The sequence below is a fragment of the Jatrophihabitans sp. genome, from assembly GCF_036388195.1.
GTDB lineage: Bacteria > Actinomycetota > Actinomycetes > Mycobacteriales > Jatrophihabitantaceae > Jatrophihabitans_A.
Window position 1 is genome coordinate 1 of record NZ_DASVSG010000089.1, and the last position, 18246, is coordinate 18246.

The window sequence follows — 18246 nt, forward strand, 5'->3', positions numbered from 1 at the left end:
CAACGACCCGGCGCTCGGGCCGGGCCCGCTGGGCACCGTCACCGACGCCGCGCTGGTCGTCGAGGACGGCGTCGTCACGTGGGTGGGGCCCGCCGGGTCCGCTCCGGACGCCGACCGGCGGGTCGACCTGGACGGCCGGGCCGTCGTCCCCGGGTTCGTCGACAGCCACGCCCACCTGGTGTTCGCCGGCGACCGGGCCGCGGAGTTCGAGGCCCGGATGACCGGCGCGCCCTACGACGGCGGCGGGATCGCCACCACGGTGGCGGCCACCGTGGACCGGATGCCGCCCGCGGTGTAGGGCTGGCCGGTCATCCGGGCGGCGAACTCCTCGGCCCGGTCGCCGGCGAACACCAGGTGGGCGTGTGAGTCGACGAACCCCGGCAGGACGCAGCGGCCGCCGAGATCCACGGCGCTGTCGGCTTCGGGCGCTTGGATGGCGGGGCCGATCCAGGCCAGCCGGGCGTCCTCGATCACCAGCGCGGCGTCGGGAATCTCGCCGAGCTCGGGGTCCTGGGTCACCAGCAGCCCGATCCCGGTCAGCAGCAGGCTCACCTGGCTACCGCTAGTCGCTCGTAGCGTCGCACCCAAGCTGGGGCGAGCCGACGGCCATCCTGCCGTGCCGGTCGCAGCCACATCATCGGCCGCACGTTACCCGGTCCTGGTGTTCCGGCTTCGGCGATTCTTACGCCGGTGGCTGGGACCAATGCAATTGCATGCGGGCGATGGCTTCCTCCCGGTTCATCCCGGCCACGGTCTGCTCGTCCAGACCGACCTCGTGAAGCAACTGGTAGACCAGCGATGCGGGAATCGCGGTGGCCGGCAGAGGATGCTCCGCCGCGCCGCGCGGCGGGAGCGTGCCATCCTCCACGCAACGCCAGAACGCTTCTTCGGTGACCATCAACTGGTCGGTGAGAATGTGTCTCCACAGCTGCTCGCCGTAGGTGTCCCGGTTGACCGGCCGAGAGATGCGGGTGCGCAGGACGCGCCCATCGTCCAATTCCAGCTCGAAGGTTTCGTGGTGTCTGACCTTCTGCCCCCGAGCGTTGCGGACTTCCCGCCAGCCTTCTACCATGCAGAAACGGTGATGATCGCTCCGCGTGGGGAGCCGGCTCACCGGCTCTGTCCGAGAACCCACTCCCGAAGTTGCTCATCGGTCGACAGCTCTACCAGTTGGACGAGACCCCAGTTCTCCCGGTGATTGGGCGCCGTGAGCAGGTGGTCGTTCCAGTCATCGGCGTACTCCCGCAATGCCATGACTAGATCGCTGACCGCATCGTCGAACGTGTCGCCGTCACCAGCGATGGGCAGCCCGGGCACGAACGCGGACCAGCCGCCAGCTTCGGCCACCACGACAGCCTCGGACGGTCGCAGCTGGGTTAGCGCGTACCGCAGCCGTTCGGCATCGACCACGGCTGCAGTCTCGTCATCCCGGCGCACAGTAGCGGCCCGGCCAGCCGCCGCGGCATCGAGCAGATCCTTCAAGTGGGTCCTGGCAGAGCTGTATGTCTCGAAGTGCACGGCAGCGGTCATTGCTCTCATCCCTAAGTCCTACGTGGCTTCCCTACGATCAGCATCCGCCCCAACAACAAGTACGTCAAGTACGTAAAGTACTGAGCGTACGTGATACGTATCGCCGACGGTGCTGCGCTCGCTCACGAGCCAGCCTTCGCGGCGGCCTTCGCCTGCTTCTTGAAGTCACGCACCTTCTTCAGCGACTCGCCGTCCACCACGTCGGCGACCGACCGGAACGAGCCGGACTCGCCGTACGCCGCCGCCGCGGTCTCCCAACCCGGCGGCCGGACGCCGAACTGCTTGCCGAGCAGCGCGGTGAAGATCCGGGCCTTCTGCTCGCCGAAGCCGGGCAGCCCGGCGATCCGCCGCACCAGCTCGCGGCCGTCCGCGGCGGTCGTCCACACCGAGGCGGTGTCGCCGTCGTACTGCTCGACCAGCGCCCGGCACAGCTCCTGCACCCGCTTGGCCATCGCGGCCGGGAACCGGTGCAGCGCCGGCGCCCGCCGGAACAGCTCCTCGAACTCCGCGGCGTCGTAGTCCGCGATCAGCGCCGCATCCAGCCGCGGCGTCCCCAGCCGCTCGGCGAGCACCTGCGGCGATGTGAACGCCTTCTCCATCGGGATCTGCTGGTCCAGCAGCATGCCGACAAGCAGTGCCAGCGGGTCCTCGGCCAGCAGCGCGTTGGCGTCCGCAGTGGTGGCCAGGTGCAGCGTCATGCGCCCATCTTGGTACAAACAGCCACCGAGATGGCGCCGAGGGCCAGCTACCGGCCCCGCTGCGCCTCGGCCCCGAGACGGGTCAGCTTGTGCGGGTTGCCGCATCGCGTAGATCCGGTTGATCCTGCTACGGCTCGATGTGCCTACGGGTTGTGGATGACCCGCTCGCGGAACACGTCCTCGCACTGCTGGAGCTGGCTCTGATTGGTGCCGGCGTCGCGGAGGCAGTCCTGCCGGTAGGACAGGTGGATCGCGAACACCGCGGCCGCTATCGCGAGGCCCAGCAGGCCGAAGATGATGCCCGTGATCGCCCGGCCCCGGCCGGTGGCCAGGCCGCGACGGGCCTTGCGCAGCGCGAGGACGCCGAGGATCACCGCAAGCAGACCCGCAAGCAGACCCAGGATGATCCCGCCGAACTCGGCCGCCGAGGTGATCGGGGCCAGGATGCCGAGCACCAGGGCCGCGGTTGCCATGCCGCCGACCACCGGCCGCGGGGGCTGGGCTGGCTGGCCTGGGGGCGGCATCGCCGTAGGAACTGCCGCGGTCGGCTCAGCTGCCGCCGACCTGGTCGCGGAACTGGTCCTCGCACTGCTGCACCTGGGTCTGGTCGCTGCCGGCGTCGCGGAGGCAGTCCTGCAGGTTCTTGCCCTCCTCCGAGTTGAACAGGGACACGCCCACAGCGATGAGCAGGCCGGCGATCACGATGCCGAGCAGGCCGAGGATGATGCCGGCGATCGCCCGTCCCCGGCCGAGCGCCAGGCCCCGGTTCGCGCGGCGCAGGCCGATGATGCCGAAGATGATCGCCAGCAGCCCGAGCAGCACCCCGCCGATGAGGGTGAAGGAGGTGATCACGGCCAGGATGCCGAGCACCAGGGCCGCGGTCGCCATCCCGCTGCCACCGACCGGACGCGCGGGAGGGACGGGCTGGCCGGAGGCCGGCATCGAGCCGTAGGAACTGGAGCCGTACGAGCTGTCAGTCACGAGAGGTGCTCCTTATGAAGGGGGCAGGGATCGTGTTTTGACCCGACTTGGTGTGTGATCATCATGCACCCTCACACCGACCCGTCAAACCCAGACGGTCCTCGCCAAGCGCAGACAGCAGCTCAGCGAAACGCGATCAACGCCCGGCGAGCACGAACATCACCCACGAGCCACCAATCGGACCGGACGGACCAGATGAGCGCCACCTTCTCCGCGCAGGCCCAGCTCGGCTGGCGCGCCGGCCAGCTCTCGGCCCGGCCGGGGCCGCCCACCGGCCAGCCGCTGCCAGCCGGGCTGCACCGGCTGGACAGCGCCGGGGACGCCGAGTCGGCGCTGTTCGTGCCGCCGCCGGCGACCGGCGGCAGGCTGCCGCTGGTGGTGCTCCTGCACGGCGCCACCGGCCATCCCGAGCGGGCGCTGCCGGTGCTGCGCGCCGATGCCGAACGCGGCGGGTTCCTGCTGCTGGCGCCGAAGTCGCGCGGCTACACCTGGGACATCATCGGTGGCTCCTTCGGCCCCGACCTCGCCGTGCTGGACCGATTGCTGGTCGAGGTGTTCGACCGCTTCGAGGTGGACCCGGCCCGCATCGCGCTGGCCGGCTTCTCCGACGGCGCCTCCTACGCGCTGACGATCGGCCTGATCAACGGCGAGCTGTTCAGCCGGATCCTGGCCTTCTCGCCCGGATTCACGGTGCCCGGCCGCCGCGCGGGCAAGCCGGCCGTGTTCGTCTCGCACGGCAAGGCCGACACAGTGCTGCCCATCGACCGCTGCAGCCGTCGGATCGTCCCGCTGCTGCGGGCGGACGGCTACCAGGTGGACTACCGCGAGTTCGCCGGCGGCCACACGGTGCCGGCCGACCTGGCCACGGCGGCCGTCGAACCGCTGGCGCAGCGGTCTCCCGGCTGAACGGCTGCTACCACCGCCAGAGGGAGAGCAGAGCGACCACGGCGGCGCCGGCCAGCACGAGCCAGGTCAGGCTCGGACGGCTGCTGATCTCGCGCCCCGGCAGGCCGCCCAGCAGCGCCCGCCGGCGTTGCAGCAGCATCGCCGCGCCCAGCTGCTCGGCACGGTCCCGCCGGCCGGACTCGCCGCCGGGGGCGGCGAACGGGCCGACGTCGATCACGATGTCGGGTTGCCAGGCCACCGACAGCATCTCGCCGCCCCGGCGGACCCCGTGCAGCCGGTCCCACGGAACCGAGTGGATACGCCAGGTGCCCGCTATCTCGAACTGGTGATGGCTGAGCCGCAGATGGTTGAGGAGCCGCGCCGCGCCGGCGCGGGCCAGCCGGGCGAACGCCGCGGTCATCAGCGCCGCCTCCACGGGATTCGGCCGGAGCAGCCAAACCAAGACCGGGTACCCGACGAAACCGGCCAGCAGCATGAGCGCTCCGACCACCCTGATCCGGCCGGGCGGCCGAGCTGTGAGTGGCAGGTCAGGGGGCTGCCGCAGGTTCTCCAGCCGCACCGGCACGCCTGAGAACAGCTCGTCCTCGCCCGTCGACACGTCGCGGTCAGCCGAGGTCCCCCGGCGGCCCGCCAGCCGCCGCCAGAGGGCCAGCGGCCAGGGCCGGCTCGCCTCTGGTGCTCCGCTCGCCGACGTTTCCTGCCGGCGCAGCCGACCGGCCCGCAGCCGTCCCGTCGGCAGCAGCACCGCATCGGCGGTGACCAGCATCGCGATGCCGCGATCGTGCAGGGCGCCGACCAGCACGGCGTCCTCGATGACCTCCGCCGGCAGGAACCGCTCGTCGGGCGGCTCCTCGCCACGCCAGCTGCGGCCGAAGGCGGCCTGGGTCTCGTAGTCCCAGCCCTCGTCGTCCCAGCCGTCGTCGTCCCCGTCCTCCTCGGCCAGGCGCCGGTCCTGCTCGGCCGGGTGCCGGTCCTGCTCGGATGGATCGTCCCAGCCCTCGCGGTCCTGCCAGGGTCCCGCTCCGGCGTCCGCATCGCGCGGTCCTGGCGAGGGTGGCGCCGCGACCACCGCGAGCCTGCCGATCGGGCGTTCGGCAGCTGCGGTGGGCTCGCCACCGAGCGCAGGCAGGATCAGCGCGCGTCCCCTCCTCGTCGGGACGGATCCTGACCCGCAGCGCCGGATGGTCGCTCGAGCCCAGCGCACGCAGGCCCCGACGCCAGCGTTCCCGGTGCAGCAGCAAGCAGAACGCCAGCGCGAAGCAGCCAGCGCCGGCGGACTGCCAGCCGGTCGAGTCCCGCGGCTCAGCCACCTGCCGGATCCAATCCGGGTCCTGCGGGTCCAGCAACACCGGGGTGCTCGAGCGCAGCGGGTAGGAGTCGGTGTAGTCATAGACCCCGAGCCGATACTCCCGAGTGCCGGCCGACGGCGTGCGGACCGCGACCTTGATGGATTCGTCCGAACGGACCGCCACGATCCGTCCCTGCACCTGGACCGCCCGCCGCAGATGCGCCTGCTCGTCGGACACCTCGTGCCCGTACCAGGCGAAGAACCCGATGCCGGCGAGCACCAGCAGACCTGCGGCCGTCCACCTGGGAGGGGAGCTCGCAAAGGCATCGCTGGGTACGTCCCCCGCTGCGGGGATACGCCCGCCGGCCGACGCCGCGCCCGCGATCCGGCGCTGCTGGGCGGCGCCCCACACCAGTCGAACCGCGACCAGCGCGCACAGCAGCCCGTGCAGCCCGAACGCCCAGCGCGCGCCCTGCACGTCGTCGTAGCGAAGGTCGGCGAGTGCGAACAGGACTCCCGCCGCGCAGCCGAGCACCGGCATCCACCACAGCAGCACCGGCGTCGCCATCACCACTACGAACGCGAACGCGAAGATCGAGTCGGGCCCGCAGACCGAGGGATCCTGTGGCGTGCACCGCGTGCTGTCGGTCACGGCTGCCACCACCAGCGCGACGGCCCACAGCGAGGGTAGGGCGATGCTGGTGACCCACCGGGGGAGCCCCGCATGCAGCCAGCGGTCGGCATCGGTTGCGGTGAACGGCCGGGCATCCGGCAGCACGGTGACCTCCTCAGCGCAACCAGCTTGGAGGGGGGCCCGGCCGGGTTCAGTTACGCACAGTGACAGCCGGGAAGGCTAACAGTCTCGCGCCGGATGCGAGGCGGGTTCGTCCCCAGGTCACTGCTCGCGCATCGGCACCCGTACCCCGCGCTCGGCGGCGACTTCCTCGGCGCGCGGGTAGCCGGCATCGACGTGGGCGGATCACGCCCATCCCCGGGTCGTTGCTCAGCGCCCGGGCCAGCTTCTCCGCGGCCAGCGGCGTGCCGTCAGCGACGCCGATCATCGCGTTGAGCAGAGGGCCAGTCCGCGATCGCATCGGAGCCGTCGGCCGCCGCTTCGTCACGGAACCAGCGGAGCAGCCCGGGCCGAATCCAGCGCTCGCATCGGCAAGATAAATGGCAGGGGCGATAAGCGCTTGTAGGCAATTCGTCTAGTGGGACGTGTAGCTACACCCTGTCATCTCACTACTCCGCTGCTGTCATGGATTCGGTAATGACAGGCCCGCTTAGCTCATTAATAACCCAAGCTGCTGACGAGGACGCCCGACGTATTGCAGCACCGCTATAGACGAAGTGTCTAGAAATGCTATCGGTTCCTCATGCGTAAACTTTGCCCTCTGTTGCTGATACCGCGGCCTTGAGTTCCCGAGCTTGCTGCTTGAGGCAAGGTTCGAGCCTTGCCTCCAATGCTCCCGTCAGCAGCATCTTGCATGAGTGAGGCAGTGATAAGCCTGACTGATTTCGCATCCCGGGTTCTGAGGAAACGCAACCTGGCATACTCCAACGACCACTCGTGCAGCTGGTCAAACCACCCATGGCTGGCCCTAACGACGCAGTTTGATTCCGGTTCACGCAGCGCTAGCGAGACACCACCGCGCGTGCGCGCCCTACGGCGCAAGGGGAAACCCGGATGATGCACCATCGAGCGAGGCGCGTTTGAGCACACCAGGCAGAGGGTTCGTGTGTACTGCCACGTTTTAGTGTCTACCAGTGGTGACAGGTCCGAACATGGCGGGTACGGTCTGTCACGGTTGATACGGGGGATTGCGATGAGAGACAGTTTGCTCGGCGGGAAGGCGCGGCCTGTCCGGCCGCGCCTTAACCCTGCTGATCACACGCGCGTGTTTACGGCCAGCCCCACTGACGCGACATCGACTACACCCCCTTCCATCGCTGTGATCTAGTCAGTATGTCATCTAGAAAAGGAGGCCCGAGACAGTGTCAGCTGTCCCGGGCACCCTTGTTGAGCGCGTTTAACCCCAGTGCCAGCTAGACATACCCAAGCCCCCTCTCCATTCGATGACAGGCGCGCGAAAATGACCCATGCGATTGAGTACTTCGCGCTCTTGATAACGCTGAGTCTCGCTTATTCGACCTCCCTGAGGCGGGTGGAGCGATTACGGCGCGCCGTTAGTCTTGATCGCGTTCCCGATATGACCGGCGTATGGACGTTCGCGGGGGCTGTAGTGCTCCCCTTGCCGCTTGTAGCGGCGCTCGTAATGGTCGCCGCGCTCGGTGAGTGGCCATCGCGGAAGGTGCACCAGGATGGCCGGCCGGTCAAATATGCCGTCAGCGTCGCGGGGTTGGCCGGCGCATATTTGGCTGCGGCCATCGTGGTGGACCATGTCCCAGGGCCAAGTGGCGCCGCGCTAGCAGTGCCCACTGTTTGCCTGCTGAACGTTGGGTACGTCGCGGCGCTGTACTACGTCTCAGGCGGCCGTAGCGGTTTGCGGATGTTCCTTGACCCGCGGCTGCATCTAATCGAGGTCAGCACTCAGGGAGTGGGCGCCGGGGTGGGCTTGGCCATGCTCTACTGGCACCCGTTGCTCGCGGTCGGCGCGTTGGTGCTGCTGTACGGCTTGCACCTCGCCTCGCTTCGGCACGTCGTCGAGGTCACCGAATCGTTCGACCCGACCACCCGACTGTGGTCCGAAACGGCGTGGATGGTTCAAGCCCAGCAGAAGCTCCATGACGTGCACGGCCACGTCGCCCTGCTCATGATCGACCCGGACGAGGCCGGCCAGGAGTTGCGCATCCTGCAGTCCATCGAGTCCGGCCTCGCCCCCACGGACTTGCTGGGCCGGTACGGAACCAGGCAGATCGTGGTGCTGATCCCCGTCGGCCGGCGGGCGGCCGGCCCCTTCCTGAGCACCGGCTTTAGAGCCGACCTGGCCGCTGCAGGGGTGCACGCGGCGCTCGGCTGCGCGACAACGGCAGACTCCGAGCTAGAGGCGTTGCTGATCGAGGCGATGTCTGACCTGATGGGCCGCCGTGCCGCGGCCGGGGTCCACCGGAACTGGTAGCCGCGGCAGGACTAGCTGTCTTTCCCGCCCGGCGGCCACCCAGGGGCTAGCTGCCTTCCGATCCTTCAACGGCGGACGCCAGCACACTCTCGAGAAATGACAAGACCGCCGCGAAAGTGGTGAGCCCATCCACGCCAGCTGCCCGGGTACGGTCGCCCAGCTCGAATAGAAGATCGGTGACCTGCCGCCGCTCCGCGGTGGTGAACGTGGAGATGTCCAGCAGCGGTGCTTGCGCCGGTGAGACCGCGGCAGTAGGCGCGGTGAACGCCTTGATCAGCTCCGCTACCGCTTGCGCCTGCTCGATCGTGAGCGTCCCGGTCGACGCCGGCAGCATAGACGCCAGCAGCGACCGATCCTCCGACACGTCGATCTCGAACTGGGCGGCGTAGCTCAGCACGACCTCGCGAGGGTCTACACCCAGGGCGTGCGCCGTACCTTCGATGACCTCGCGCGACTTCGGCCAGCCCTTGACCGCGCCCTTGCTGATCTTGCCGAACGTCTGATAGGGCACCGAGCCGCCGGAGCGCTCTTCGAGTTGGCGGAGGGTCAAGCCAGTAGCGAGCTTCTGCCGGACGAGTTCGGCGATGGTCGGCATGTGTCCGGAGGCTGGGTCAACCACTGCGTTGATCGACCCCTCTCGGTGGTGAACGGCTGCTGACTACAGTGCCTGCCAGGCCGCGGCTTGGCGTCTACGAAGGTAGAGGTAGCCGAACCATCCCATAACCCCATTCTCGGAACTACAAGTCGGTAATTGTGATCATGAGGCCTGCCAGCAGCGGCTGGGTCGCCCGGATGCGGCGCCTCGGCATCGGGGTGCCGGCAGAGCTGCGCGATGTCATCTCGCAGATAGGTGGGCGGCGCTGCCGCTGGTGGACAAGATGCCCGCGGTGACGGCCGAGATGAACAACCCCGCGCGATCGCACGGCCGTTCGCCGAAAGCCTCACTGCTCGCGCATCGGCACCCGTACCCCGCGCTCGGCGGCGACCTCGTCGGCGCGCGGGTAGCCGGCATCGACGTGCCGGATCACGCCCATCCCCGGGTCGTTGCTCAGCACCCGGGCCAGCTTCTCCGCGGCCAGCGGCGTGCCGTCGGCGACGCTGACCTGGCCCGCGTGGATCGAGCGGCCCATCCCCACCCCGCCGCCGTGGTGGATGGAGACCCAGGTGGCGCCACTGGCGACGTTGATCATCGCGTTGAGCAGCGGCCAGTCCGCGATCGCGTCGGAGCCGTCGGCCATCGCCTCGGTCTCCCGGTACGGCGAGGCGACCGAGCCCGCGTCCAGGTGGTCGCGCCCGATCACCACCGGCGCGCTGATCTCGCCCCGGGCGACCAGGTCGTTGAACGCCAGGCCAGCCTTGTCCCGCTCGCCGTAGCCCAGCCAGCAGATCCGGGCCGGCAGGCCCTGGAAGTGCACCCGTTCCTGCGCCATGGTGATCCACCGGCGCAGCGACTCGTTCTCCGGGAACAGCTCGAGCACCGCCCGGTCGGTGCGGGCGATGTCCTTCGGGTCGCCCGACAGCGCCGCCCAGCGGAACGGGCCCTTGCCCTCGGCGAACAGCGGGCGGATGTAGGCCGGGACGAAGCCGGGAAAGGCGAAGGCGCGGGAGTAGCCGGCCAGCTGGGCCTCGCCGCGGATGGAGTTGCCGTAGTCGAAGACCTCGGCGCCGGCGTCGGCGAAGCCCACCATCGCCTCGACGTGGCGGGCCATCGAGGCCCGGGCCCGTCCGGTGAACTCCTCCGGCTTGCGGGCGGCGTACTCCTTCATGTCCTCGAACTCGACCCCGATCGGCAGGTAGGCCAGCGGGTCGTGCGCGGAGGTCTGGTCGGTGACGATGTCGATCGGGGCGCCGTTGGCCAGCATTTGCGGCACCAGCGACGCGGCGTTGCCGAGCAGCCCGATCGACAGCGGCCGGCGGGCATCGCGGGCCTCTACCGCCAGGTCCAGCGCGTGCTGCAGGGAATCGGCCTGCACGTCGAGGTACCTGTGCTCGATCCGGCGCGCGATCCGGCTGGGGTCGCAGTCGATGCAGATCGCCACCCCGTCGTTCATGGTGACCGCCAGCGGCTGGGCGCCACCCATCCCGCCCAGGCCGGCGGTCAGCGTGATGGTGCCGGCCAGGGTGCCGTTGAACTTCTTCGCCGCCACCGCCGCGAAGGTCTCGTAGGTGCCCTGCAGAATGCCCTGGGTGCCGATGTAGATCCAGGAGCCGGCGGTCATCTGGCCGTACATGGTCAGCCCGAGCTGCTCCAGCCGGCGGAACTCCTCCCAGTTGGCCCAGTCGCCCACCAGGTTGGAGTTGGCGATCAGCACCCGCGGCGCCCACTCGTGCGTCTGCATCACCCCGACCGGACGGCCCGACTGCACCAGCAGGGTCTCGTCCAGCTTCAGGGTGGTGAGCGTCCGGACGATCGCGTCGTAGCTGTTCCAGTCCCGGGCCGCCTTGCCGGTGCCGCCGTAGACCACCAGGTCCTCGGGGTGCTCGGCCACCTCGGGATCGAGGTTGTTCATCAGCATCCGCAGCGGCGCCTCGGTCTGCCAGCCCAGCGCGCTGAGTTCGGTTCCGCGGGCCGCGCGGATCACCCGTGTCGAAGAAGTCATGGCTGCCATGGTGGCTCGTCCGGCTGCGGTTGGCCAGACCGGGGGTGGTGGCGCGGCGCGCGGCGGCCAGCGGGTGGGCGTCATCATGGTGGCGGATGAGGACGGGGGTACCTGGTGGCGGCACCACAGAACGACACGCGGGTCGATCGGCCAGCGGGAACGGCTGAGCAGGAGACGATGCCCCAGGCCGGTCCGGAGCCGGCTGCGGGCTCCCCGCTGGAGGCGGTCCGCTGGCCGGTGCGCACCGCCCGGCTCCAGCTACGGGTAGCTGTTCCCGGCGACGCCGAGACGACCTGGGGATATCGGCAGCTGGAGGCCGTCAGCAACTGGCTGACCAGCATGCCTGCCACGTTCGAGGAGTACCGCGCGATGTTCGCCGACCCTTCCCGGCTGGCGAATGCGCTGATCGTCGAACTCGACGGCGCGGTGATCGGCGACCTGATGGTCGCCGTCGAGGACGCCTGGTCACAGGCCGAGGTCGCCGAGCAGGCCCGCGGCGTGCAGGCCGAGCTCGGGTGGGTCTTCTCTCCCGACCACTCCGGACGCGGCTACGCCACCGAAGCGGTCCGCGAGCTGATCCGGCTGTGCTTCACCGAGCTGGGCCTGCGCCGGGTGACGGCCAACTGCTTCGCCGACAACGAGGCGTCGTGGCGGCTGATGGAGCGGGTCGGCATGCGCCGGGAGCTGTACACCGTCCGCGAGTCGCTGCACCGGTCCGGGGCGTGGCTGGACGGCATCGGCTATGCGTTGCTGGCCGACGAGTGGACGCCGCCGGACGGTGACCTCCCGCCCGGTCAGCCGTCGTAGGAGTCAACCACCAGCTCGGCCAGCGCCGGGATCAACCGCTGGGCGGCGTCCAGCGCCGGCAGCCCGGACGGCGCGGCGGCGCGCGGGGCTTACATATCGGACGCGCGGTGGAACAATGCACGTTCACGCCGGCTGACCAGGCAACGGTCCGGCGGAGGGCGTGACGTTTCCACTCGAGGCAGCGCCTCGACCGGCAGAAAAGTGACCGCTTGTGATCCGCTTCGACAAGGTTTCCAAGCATTATCCCGACGGCACGGTGGCCGTCGACTCACTGGACCTGGTGGCGCCTTCCGGGCAGATCACCGTGTTCGTCGGGCCGTCCGGCTGCGGCAAGACCACCTCGCTCCGGATGATCAACCGGATGATCGAGCCGACGTCGGGCAAGATCTGGCTTGACGACAAGGACACCTCGACCATCCCCACCCACGAGTTGCGCCGCCAGATCGGGTACGTGATCCAACACGCCGGGCTGTTCCCGCACCGGACGATCCTGGACAACATCGCCACGGTGCCGTTGCTGCTGGGTTGGGACCGCAAGAAGGCCCGGGCCCGCAGCCGGGAGCTGCTGGAACGGGTCGGCCTGCCCGGCCACTTCGCCGACCGCTACCCCGCCCAGCTGTCCGGTGGCCAGCAGCAGCGAGTCGGAGTGGCCCGTGCGCTGGCCGCCGATCCGCCGGTGATGCTGATGGATGAGCCATTCAGCGCAGTCGATCCAATCGCGCGCGATCAATTGCAGGAGGAGTTCCTGCGGCTGCAGAACGAGCTGGGCAAGACGATCGTGTTCGTGACCCATGACATCGACGAGGCGATCAAGCTCGGCGACCAGGTCGCGGTGCTGCGGGTCGGTGGCCGGCTGGCCCAGCTGGCCACCCCGGGACAGTTGCTGAGCGAGCCGGCCGACGCGTTCGTGGCGGCCTTCGTCGGCCGGGACCGTGGCTACCGGGCGCTGGGCTTCACCCCTGCCGGCAAGCTGGCCATCCGGGACGAGGCGACCATCGCGATGGGTTCGGCGCTGGCCGGCGCCGAATCCGCCGATGGCTGGCTGCTGGCCGTCGATGACCAGGGCGCGCCGCAGGGCTGGCTGCGGCTGGCCGAGGTAGACCGTGCGAAGTCCGTCACCGAGGACCTGCTGCACCGGGGCGGCACGGTGGCCGACCAGGACGGCTCGTTGCGTTCCTACCTGGACGCCTGCCTGTCCTCGCCGTCCGGGCGCGGGGTGATCGTGGACGGGACCGGCCGGCTGGCCGGCACCGTCACCGCCGCCGAGGTGCTGGCCGTGATCGAGCAGCGCTCGGCGGCCCAGCCGGCCGAGCAGCAACAGGCCGTCGGGCAACAGGCCGTCGGGCAACCGGTCGTTGAGCAACCCGTCGGGGGCAGCCAGTGATCCAGTACTTCAGGGACAACCAGGACCAGGTCCTCAACTGGCTGGCCTGGCATGCCTGGCTCTCGGCGCTGCCGCTGGTGCTGGGCCTGCTGATCGCGTTGCCGCTGGGCTGGCTGGCCCGCCGCTACCGCTGGCTCTACCCGCCGCTGGTGACGGTGGCCGGGCTGCTGTACACGATCCCCTCGCTGGCGCTGTTCATCCTGCTGCCGGGGCTGCTCAAGACCCGGATCCTGGATCCGAACAACGTGGTGGTGGCGCTGACGATCTACACCGTGGCGCTGCTGGTCCGGGTGGTGGCCGATGCGCTGGGCGCGGTGCCCAACGAGGTGCTGCAGGCTGCCACCGCCATGGGTTACCGCAGGATCGGCCGGTTGCTCAAGGTGGAACTGCCCATCGCGGTGCCGGTGATCGCGGCGGGGCTGCGGGTGGCGGCGGTGTCCAATGTCAGCCTGGTGTCGGTGGCGGCGCTGATCGGGGTTCCCGAGCTGGGCCAGCTGTTCACCAACGGCTTCCAGCTCAGCTACCAGGCCCCGATCCTGCTCGGCATCCTGCTGTCGGTGCTGCTGGCCCTGCTCTTCGACACCGTGATCCAGCTGGCGGCCCGCGTCCTGACGCCGTGGCGGCGGGCGGTGGCGCGATGATCACCGATATCTGGAACTGGCTTTCCGCCGCCGAGCACTGGCACGGTCCCGACGGCATCCCGATCCATCTGAAGGAGCACCTGCAGTACTCGCTGATCGCGCTGCTGATCGCCGCCGCGATCGCGTTGCCGCTCGGGCTGCTGATCGGCCACACCGGCCGCGGCGGCTTCGCGGTGGTAGCCATCGCCAACTCGTTCCGGGCGCTGCCGACGGTGGGCCTGCTCACCTTCTTCGTCATCCTGATCGCCCCGCACATCCACAGCACCGGGGAGGCGACCTACCTCATCCCGAGCGAGATCGTCTTGGTGTTGCTGGCCATTCCGTCCATGCTGACCAACACCTATGCCGGGGTCAGCGCGGTGGATCCGGCGGTGCGGGACGCGGCGCAGGGAATGGGGATGCGGGGCAGCCAGACGCTCTGGCAGGTGGAATTGCCCAATGCGCTGCCGCTGATCTTCTCCGGCATCCGCAGCTCGTTCCTGCAGGTGATCGCCACCGCGACGATCACCGCCTACGTGTCCCTCGGCGGGCTGGGCCGCTACCTGATCGACGGCCTTGCCCAGCAGGACTATCCGCAGATGGCTTCCGGCGCGGTGCTGGTCGCCGTGCTGGCCCTGCTGATCGACGTCGCGCTCGCGGTGGTCCAGCGCTACGCGGTGTCCCGGGGCATCACCGGCCGGTACTCCCGCAAGCGCATCGTCGACCCTGCGGAGCAGAAGGCGGTCATCGCCGCCGCCCCACTGACCTGAGCGGTCCGAGCCTTGCTGAGGGCTCGCACTATGATCTGGGCAAACGACAGGAGATTCGACATGACATCGATCCGTGCCCTGGCCGCGGCTGCCGTCGGCGCCGGCCTGCTGCTGGTCACCGCGTGTGGCAGCAGCTCCGACCCCACCGGCAAGGCCCCGGCCGGTGGCGGCGGCTCGACCGCTCCCACCGACACCATCGTGATCGGCTCGGCGAACTTCCAGGAGAACGTCGTGCTGGCCAACATCTACGCAGGCGCTCTCAAGGCCAAGGGCGTCAAGGTCAGCACCAAGCTCAACATCGGCACTCGCGAGACCTACATCCCGGCGGTGAAGGACGGCTCGATCGACCTGATCCCGGAGTACTCCGGCGTGCTGCTGCAGTACTTCGACAAGACCGCCACCGCGGTCAGCAATGCCGACGTCTATGCCGCCCTGCAGAAGGCCACCCCGCAGCCGCTGACCGTCCTGCAGCAGTCCGCCGCCGAGAACAAGGACGCCATCGTGGTCACCAAGGAGACCGCGGCCAAGTACAACCTGAAGTCGATCGCCGACCTGGCCGCCGTCGCGGACAAGCTCACGCTCGGCGCGGCCCCTGAGTTCCAGACCCGGCCCGACGGCGTTCCGGGCTTGGAGAAGTCCTACGGCGTGAAGTTCAAGACCTTCAAGAAGCTGGATCCTGGGGGCCCGCTCACCCAGAACTCCCTCAAGAACGGCCAGATCGACGCCGGTGACATCTTCACCACCGATCCGCTGATCGCCAAGAACGGCTGGGTCGTCCTGGAGGACCCGAAGAACCTCTACACCGCGCAGAACGTGGTGCCGCTGATCAACAGCACCAAGGCCTCGGCCACGGTGAAGTCGGCCCTGGACGCGGTGTCGGCCAAGCTCACCACCGATGACCTGATCAAGCTGAACGAGCAGGTGTCGCTGGAGAAGCAGAGCCCCGAGACGGTGGCCCAGAAGTGGCTCGCCGACGCCGGGCTGGTTTAGCGCCGGCCTGCGTTGACTCGAAGCTGACCGGCGATGGCCGACCAGCCGTCCTTCGACCGGATGTGGGACGAGCTCAGCCCGATCGGCCGGTCGGCCGCTACCGGTGGCTACCGGCGGTTCGCCTGGACGCGCGCCGACCATGACCTGCGGGAGTGGTTCGCCGGCCAGGCGGCCACCCGCGGCCTGTCGCTGGTGCTGGACCGCGCCGGCAACCAGTGGGCGTGGTGGGGGGAGCCGTCGTCCGGGCAGCGTGGGGTGGTGATCGGCAGCCATCTGGACTCCGTCCCCGACGGCGGCGCCTTCGACGGTCCGCTGGGCGTGGTGTCGGCGTTCGCTGCCGTGGACGCCCTGCGGAGCCAGGGCGTCCAGCCCCGCCGGCCGATCGGCATCGTCAACTTCGGTGACGAGGAGGGCGCCCGGTTCGGCATCGCGTGCGCCGGGTCCCGGCTGATCACCGGCGCGCTGGCCGCCGACCGGGCGCGGGCGCTGTCCGACGCCGACGGAACCAGCATGGCGGTGGCGATGCGCGCGGCCGGACTGGACCCCGACGGCGTCGGCGCCGACCGGGACACCCTCGACCTGATCGGCTGCTTCGTCGAGCTGCACGTCGAGCAGGGCCGCGGACTGGTGGAGCTGGGGCAGCCCGTCGCGGTGGGCTCGCAGATCTGGCCGCACGGCCGTTGGCGGATCGAGCTGCCCGGCGAGGCCAACCATGCCGGGACCACCCGGCTGGCCGATCGCCGGGACCCGATGCTGGCCTACGCACGGCTGATCCTGGCGGCGCGGGAGGCGGCCGAGCGCCGGAACTCGGTGGCCACCATGGGCAAGGTCAGCGTGTTCCCCAACGGGGTCAACGCGATCCCGTCCCAGGTCACCGCCTGGCTCGATGCCCGCGGCCCGGACGCCGAGCAGGTGCTGGCGGTGGTGGCCGAGCTGCGCGCGCTGGCCGGCGACGCCGGGGGCAGCCTGGAGCAGGAGTCCTGGACGGAGGCCACCGGCTTCGATCCAGGCCTTGCCGCCCGGGTCGGTTCGGTGCTGCCCGACGCCCCGGTGCTCGGCACCGGGGCAGGACACGACGCCGGCATCCTGGCCAACGCAGGCGTTCCCACCGCCATGCTGTTCGTCCGCAATCCCACCGGTGTCTCGCACTCGCCGGCCGAGCACGCCGAGGCCTCGGACTGCCACGCCGGCGTCCGGGCGCTCACCTCGGTGGTGGCGGAGCTTGCCGGATGACCGGCTACTGCCGGCTGACCAGCGGGGCCGGATGACCAGCTACTGGGCGCCCTACGGCTGGCTGCCCGGCGGCGTGGCGGAGCAGGTCAGGCTGGTCGCCGAGGGCGGCCGCTGGGCGCGCGTCGAGGCCGGGACGCCCCCGGCGGATCAGGACGTCCGGCTGCCCGGCCTGGTGCTGCCGGGGTTCGCCAACACCCACTGCCATGCCTTCCATCGCGCGTTGCGCGGCCGTACCCACGGCGACGGAGGCACCTTCTGGACCTGGCGGGACCGGATGTACGCCCTGGCCCGGCGGCTGGAGCCGGAGGGCTACTACCGGCTGGCCCGGGCCGTCTACGCCGAGATGGCGCTGGCCGGCGTCACGGTGGTGGGTGAGTTCCACTACCTGCACCACCGGGCCGACGGCAGCCGCTACCCCGACCCGAACGCCTTCGGGCACGCGCTGCTGAGGGCGGCGGGCGACGCCGGCATCCGGATCACCCTGCTGGACACCTGCTACCTCAGCGGCGGCCTGGGACCGGCCGGGCACCTGCCGCTGGAGGAGGTGCAGCGCCGGTTCGGCGACGGCTCCGCGGCCGGCTGGCAGCAGCGGGTGGCTCAGCTTGCCCAGGCGGAGTCCGACGGCGTCCGGATCGGCGCGGCGATCCACTCGGTCCGGGCGGTGCCGGCCGGGGAGCTCGGCCCGGTGGTCGTGGCCGCCGCGGGCCGGCCGTTGCACGTCCACGTCTCCGAGCAGCCGGTCGAGAACGAGGCCACCCGCGGGTACTACGGCTGCACCCCTACCGAGCTGCTGGCCGCGCACGGCTTCGGTGGCCCGCTGCACACCGCCGTGCACGCCACCCATCTCAGCGACGACGACATCGCGCTGTACGGGCGGACCGGCACCAACGTCAGCTTCTGCCCGACCACCGAGCGCGATCTGGCCGACGGCATCGGGCCGGCGCCGCAGCTGGCGGCCGCGGGTGCGCCGATCACGCTGGGCAGCGACCAGAACGCCAGCGTGGACCTGCTCGAGGAGGCCCGCGCGCTGGAGCTCGACGCCCGGCTGGCCACCCTGCAGCGCGGCCGGTTCAGCCCGGCGGCGCTGGTCGAGGCGCTGACCCGGGCCGGTCACGCCAGCCTGGGCTGGCCCGACGCCGGGCAGTTGGCGCCCGGCCAGCGGGCCGACCTGGTGGCGCTGCGGCTGGACACCGTCCGGACCGCCGGCGCGCTGCCCGAGCAGCTGGTGCTGGTGGCCGGCGCCGCCGACGTCGACACGGTGCTGGTCGACGGCCGGGTGGTGGTGTCCGGTGGCCGGCACGTCCTGGGCGACGTGGCCGGCCTGCTGGCCGAGGCGATCGCCCCGTTGTGGGCCTGACC

Annotated in this window: 17 protein-coding genes and 3 pseudogenes; 10 read left to right on the forward strand and 10 right to left on the reverse strand. The window is 70.2% G+C overall.

Annotation, left to right across the window (positions count from 1 at the left end):
- Nucleotides 1-28 precede the first annotated feature (28 nt).
- Nucleotides 29-271, forward strand: a pseudogene (locus VF612_RS09350) (amidohydrolase family protein); the annotation flags it as partial.
- Here the strand turns inward: VF612_RS09350 and VF612_RS09355 are convergent.
- From VF612_RS09355 to VF612_RS09380, 6 genes and pseudogenes are all read right to left on the reverse strand, one after another.
- A pseudogene (locus VF612_RS09355) lies at nt 250-552 on the reverse strand (amidohydrolase family protein); the annotation flags it as partial. The pseudogenes VF612_RS09350 and VF612_RS09355 sit on opposite strands and share 22 nt — an antisense overlap.
- 130 nt (nt 553-682) lie before the next feature.
- Nucleotides 683-1072: a cytotoxic translational repressor of toxin-antitoxin stability system gene (locus VF612_RS09360; RefSeq protein WP_408659585.1), complete on the reverse strand. Its 390-nt coding sequence runs from the start codon at nt 1070-1072 to the stop codon at nt 683-685.
- Between the two features lie 38 nt (nt 1073-1110).
- A complete protein-coding gene (locus tag VF612_RS09365; RefSeq protein WP_408659586.1) occupies nt 1111-1530 on the reverse strand; it encodes a prevent-host-death protein in 420 nt (139 codons plus the stop codon).
- A 122-nt stretch (nt 1531-1652) separates the two neighbouring features.
- Nucleotides 1653-2228: an HhH-GPD-type base excision DNA repair protein gene (locus VF612_RS09370; protein WP_408659587.1), complete on the reverse strand. Its 576-nt coding sequence runs from the start codon at nt 2226-2228 to the stop codon at nt 1653-1655.
- Nucleotides 2229-2371: 143 nt separating this feature from the next.
- Complete coding sequence (locus VF612_RS09375) at nt 2372-2701, reverse strand: DUF4190 domain-containing protein (RefSeq protein ID WP_408659588.1); 330 nt, start codon at nt 2699-2701, stop codon at nt 2372-2374.
- Nucleotides 2702-2777: 76 nt separating this feature from the next.
- Nucleotides 2778-3209, reverse strand: a complete 432-nt coding sequence (locus VF612_RS09380) for a DUF4190 domain-containing protein (RefSeq protein WP_408659589.1) — start codon at nt 3207-3209, stop codon at nt 2778-2780.
- A 195-nt stretch (nt 3210-3404) separates the two neighbouring features.
- Between VF612_RS09380 and VF612_RS09385 the strand changes: the two genes are divergently transcribed.
- Nucleotides 3405-4115 carry an alpha/beta hydrolase gene (locus VF612_RS09385; protein ID WP_408659590.1) on the forward strand — a complete coding sequence of 237 codons (711 nt, stop codon included), beginning with the start codon at nt 3405-3407 and terminating at the stop codon, nt 4113-4115.
- Between the two features lie 7 nt (nt 4116-4122).
- On the opposite strand, the gene VF612_RS09390 is transcribed toward VF612_RS09385, so the two are convergent.
- Together VF612_RS09390 and VF612_RS09395 are read right to left on the reverse strand one after the other, a co-directional pair.
- Nucleotides 4123-5319 carry a hypothetical protein gene (locus VF612_RS09390; RefSeq protein WP_408659591.1) on the reverse strand — a complete coding sequence of 399 codons (1197 nt, stop codon included), beginning with the start codon at nt 5317-5319 and terminating at the stop codon, nt 4123-4125.
- Nucleotides 5320-6298: 979 nt separating this feature from the next.
- A pseudogene (locus VF612_RS09395) lies at nt 6299-6519 on the reverse strand (urocanate hydratase); the annotation flags it as partial.
- A gap of 977 nt (nt 6520-7496) precedes the next feature.
- Between VF612_RS09395 and VF612_RS09400 the strand changes: the two are divergent.
- Nucleotides 7497-8483 carry a hypothetical protein gene (locus tag VF612_RS09400; protein WP_408659592.1) on the forward strand — a complete coding sequence of 329 codons (987 nt, stop codon included), beginning with the start codon at nt 7497-7499 and terminating at the stop codon, nt 8481-8483.
- 46 nt (nt 8484-8529) lie between these two features.
- Here the strand turns inward: VF612_RS09400 and VF612_RS09405 are convergent, their stop codons facing one another.
- Together VF612_RS09405 and hutU are read right to left on the reverse strand one after the other, a co-directional pair.
- Nucleotides 8530-9078 carry a hypothetical protein gene (locus VF612_RS09405; protein WP_408659593.1) on the reverse strand — a complete coding sequence of 183 codons (549 nt, stop codon included), beginning with the start codon at nt 9076-9078 and terminating at the stop codon, nt 8530-8532.
- Nucleotides 9079-9424: 346 nt separating this feature from the next.
- The gene (gene hutU / locus VF612_RS09410) at nt 9425-11092 is read right to left on the reverse strand and encodes a urocanate hydratase (RefSeq protein ID WP_408659594.1); all 1668 of its coding nucleotides are present in this window, start codon (nt 11090-11092) and stop codon (nt 9425-9427) included.
- Nucleotides 11093-11260: 168 nt separating this feature from the next.
- Between hutU and VF612_RS09415 the strand changes: the two genes are divergently transcribed.
- The 7 genes from VF612_RS09415 (at nt 11261) to VF612_RS09445 (ending at nt 18244) form a co-directional block, all read left to right on the forward strand.
- Entirely contained in the window at nt 11261-11890 is a 630-nt protein-coding gene (locus VF612_RS09415; protein WP_408659595.1) for a GNAT family N-acetyltransferase, read from the forward strand.
- Nucleotides 11891-12101: 211 nt separating this feature from the next.
- Nucleotides 12102-13274, forward strand: a complete 1173-nt coding sequence (locus tag VF612_RS09420; RefSeq protein ID WP_408659596.1) for an ABC transporter ATP-binding protein — start codon at nt 12102-12104, stop codon at nt 13272-13274.
- Nucleotides 13271-13915 (forward strand): ABC transporter permease, encoded by a 645-nt coding sequence (locus VF612_RS09425; protein WP_408659597.1) that lies wholly within the window; start codon nt 13271-13273, stop codon nt 13913-13915. Before VF612_RS09420 ends, VF612_RS09425 begins: the two co-directional genes overlap by 4 nt.
- On the forward strand, nt 13912-14664 hold the full coding sequence (locus VF612_RS09430; protein WP_408659598.1) for an ABC transporter permease: 753 nt from the start codon (nt 13912-13914) through the stop codon (nt 14662-14664). Before VF612_RS09425 ends, VF612_RS09430 begins: the two co-directional genes overlap by 4 nt.
- A gap of 60 nt (nt 14665-14724) precedes the next feature.
- Nucleotides 14725-15654 carry an ABC transporter substrate-binding protein gene (locus VF612_RS09435; protein ID WP_408659599.1) on the forward strand — a complete coding sequence of 310 codons (930 nt, stop codon included), beginning with the start codon at nt 14725-14727 and terminating at the stop codon, nt 15652-15654.
- A gap of 33 nt (nt 15655-15687) precedes the next feature.
- Nucleotides 15688-16887, forward strand: a complete 1200-nt coding sequence (locus tag VF612_RS09440; protein ID WP_408659600.1) for an allantoate amidohydrolase — start codon at nt 15688-15690, stop codon at nt 16885-16887.
- A 31-nt stretch (nt 16888-16918) separates the two neighbouring features.
- Nucleotides 16919-18244, forward strand: coding sequence for a formimidoylglutamate deiminase (locus tag VF612_RS09445; protein WP_408659601.1), 1326 nt, complete (start codon nt 16919-16921; stop codon nt 18242-18244).
- Nucleotides 18245-18246: the final 2 nt, after the last annotated feature.

Excerpts from the sequence above, each read along its gene's own strand:
- VF612_RS09445 (WP_408659601.1), top strand. The coding sequence starts at position 16,919 with ATGACCAGCTACTGGGCGCCCTACGGCTGGCTGCCCGGCGGCGTGGCG.
- VF612_RS09365 (WP_408659586.1), bottom strand. The coding sequence starts at position 1,530 with ATGACCGCTGCCGTGCACTTCGAGACATACAGCTCTGCCAGGACCCAC.
- VF612_RS09430 (WP_408659598.1), top strand. The coding sequence starts at position 13,912 with ATGATCACCGATATCTGGAACTGGCTTTCCGCCGCCGAGCACTGGCAC.
- VF612_RS09435 (WP_408659599.1), top strand. The coding sequence starts at position 14,725 with ATGACATCGATCCGTGCCCTGGCCGCGGCTGCCGTCGGCGCCGGCCTG.
- VF612_RS09400 (WP_408659592.1), top strand. The coding sequence starts at position 7,497 with ATGACCCATGCGATTGAGTACTTCGCGCTCTTGATAACGCTGAGTCTC.
- VF612_RS09440 (WP_408659600.1), top strand. The coding sequence starts at position 15,688 with ATGGCCGACCAGCCGTCCTTCGACCGGATGTGGGACGAGCTCAGCCCG.
- VF612_RS09415 (WP_408659595.1), top strand. The coding sequence starts at position 11,261 with ATGCCCCAGGCCGGTCCGGAGCCGGCTGCGGGCTCCCCGCTGGAGGCG.
- VF612_RS09375 (WP_408659588.1), bottom strand. The coding sequence starts at position 2,701 with ATGGCAACCGCGGCCCTGGTGCTCGGCATCCTGGCCCCGATCACCTCG.
- VF612_RS09360 (WP_408659585.1), bottom strand. The coding sequence starts at position 1,072 with ATGGTAGAAGGCTGGCGGGAAGTCCGCAACGCTCGGGGGCAGAAGGTC.
- VF612_RS09385 (WP_408659590.1), top strand. The coding sequence starts at position 3,405 with ATGAGCGCCACCTTCTCCGCGCAGGCCCAGCTCGGCTGGCGCGCCGGC.
- VF612_RS09370 (WP_408659587.1), bottom strand. The coding sequence starts at position 2,228 with ATGACGCTGCACCTGGCCACCACTGCGGACGCCAACGCGCTGCTGGCC.
- VF612_RS09405 (WP_408659593.1), bottom strand. The coding sequence starts at position 9,078 with ATGCCGACCATCGCCGAACTCGTCCGGCAGAAGCTCGCTACTGGCTTG.
- hutU (WP_408659594.1), bottom strand. The coding sequence starts at position 11,092 with ATGGCAGCCATGACTTCTTCGACACGGGTGATCCGCGCGGCCCGCGGA.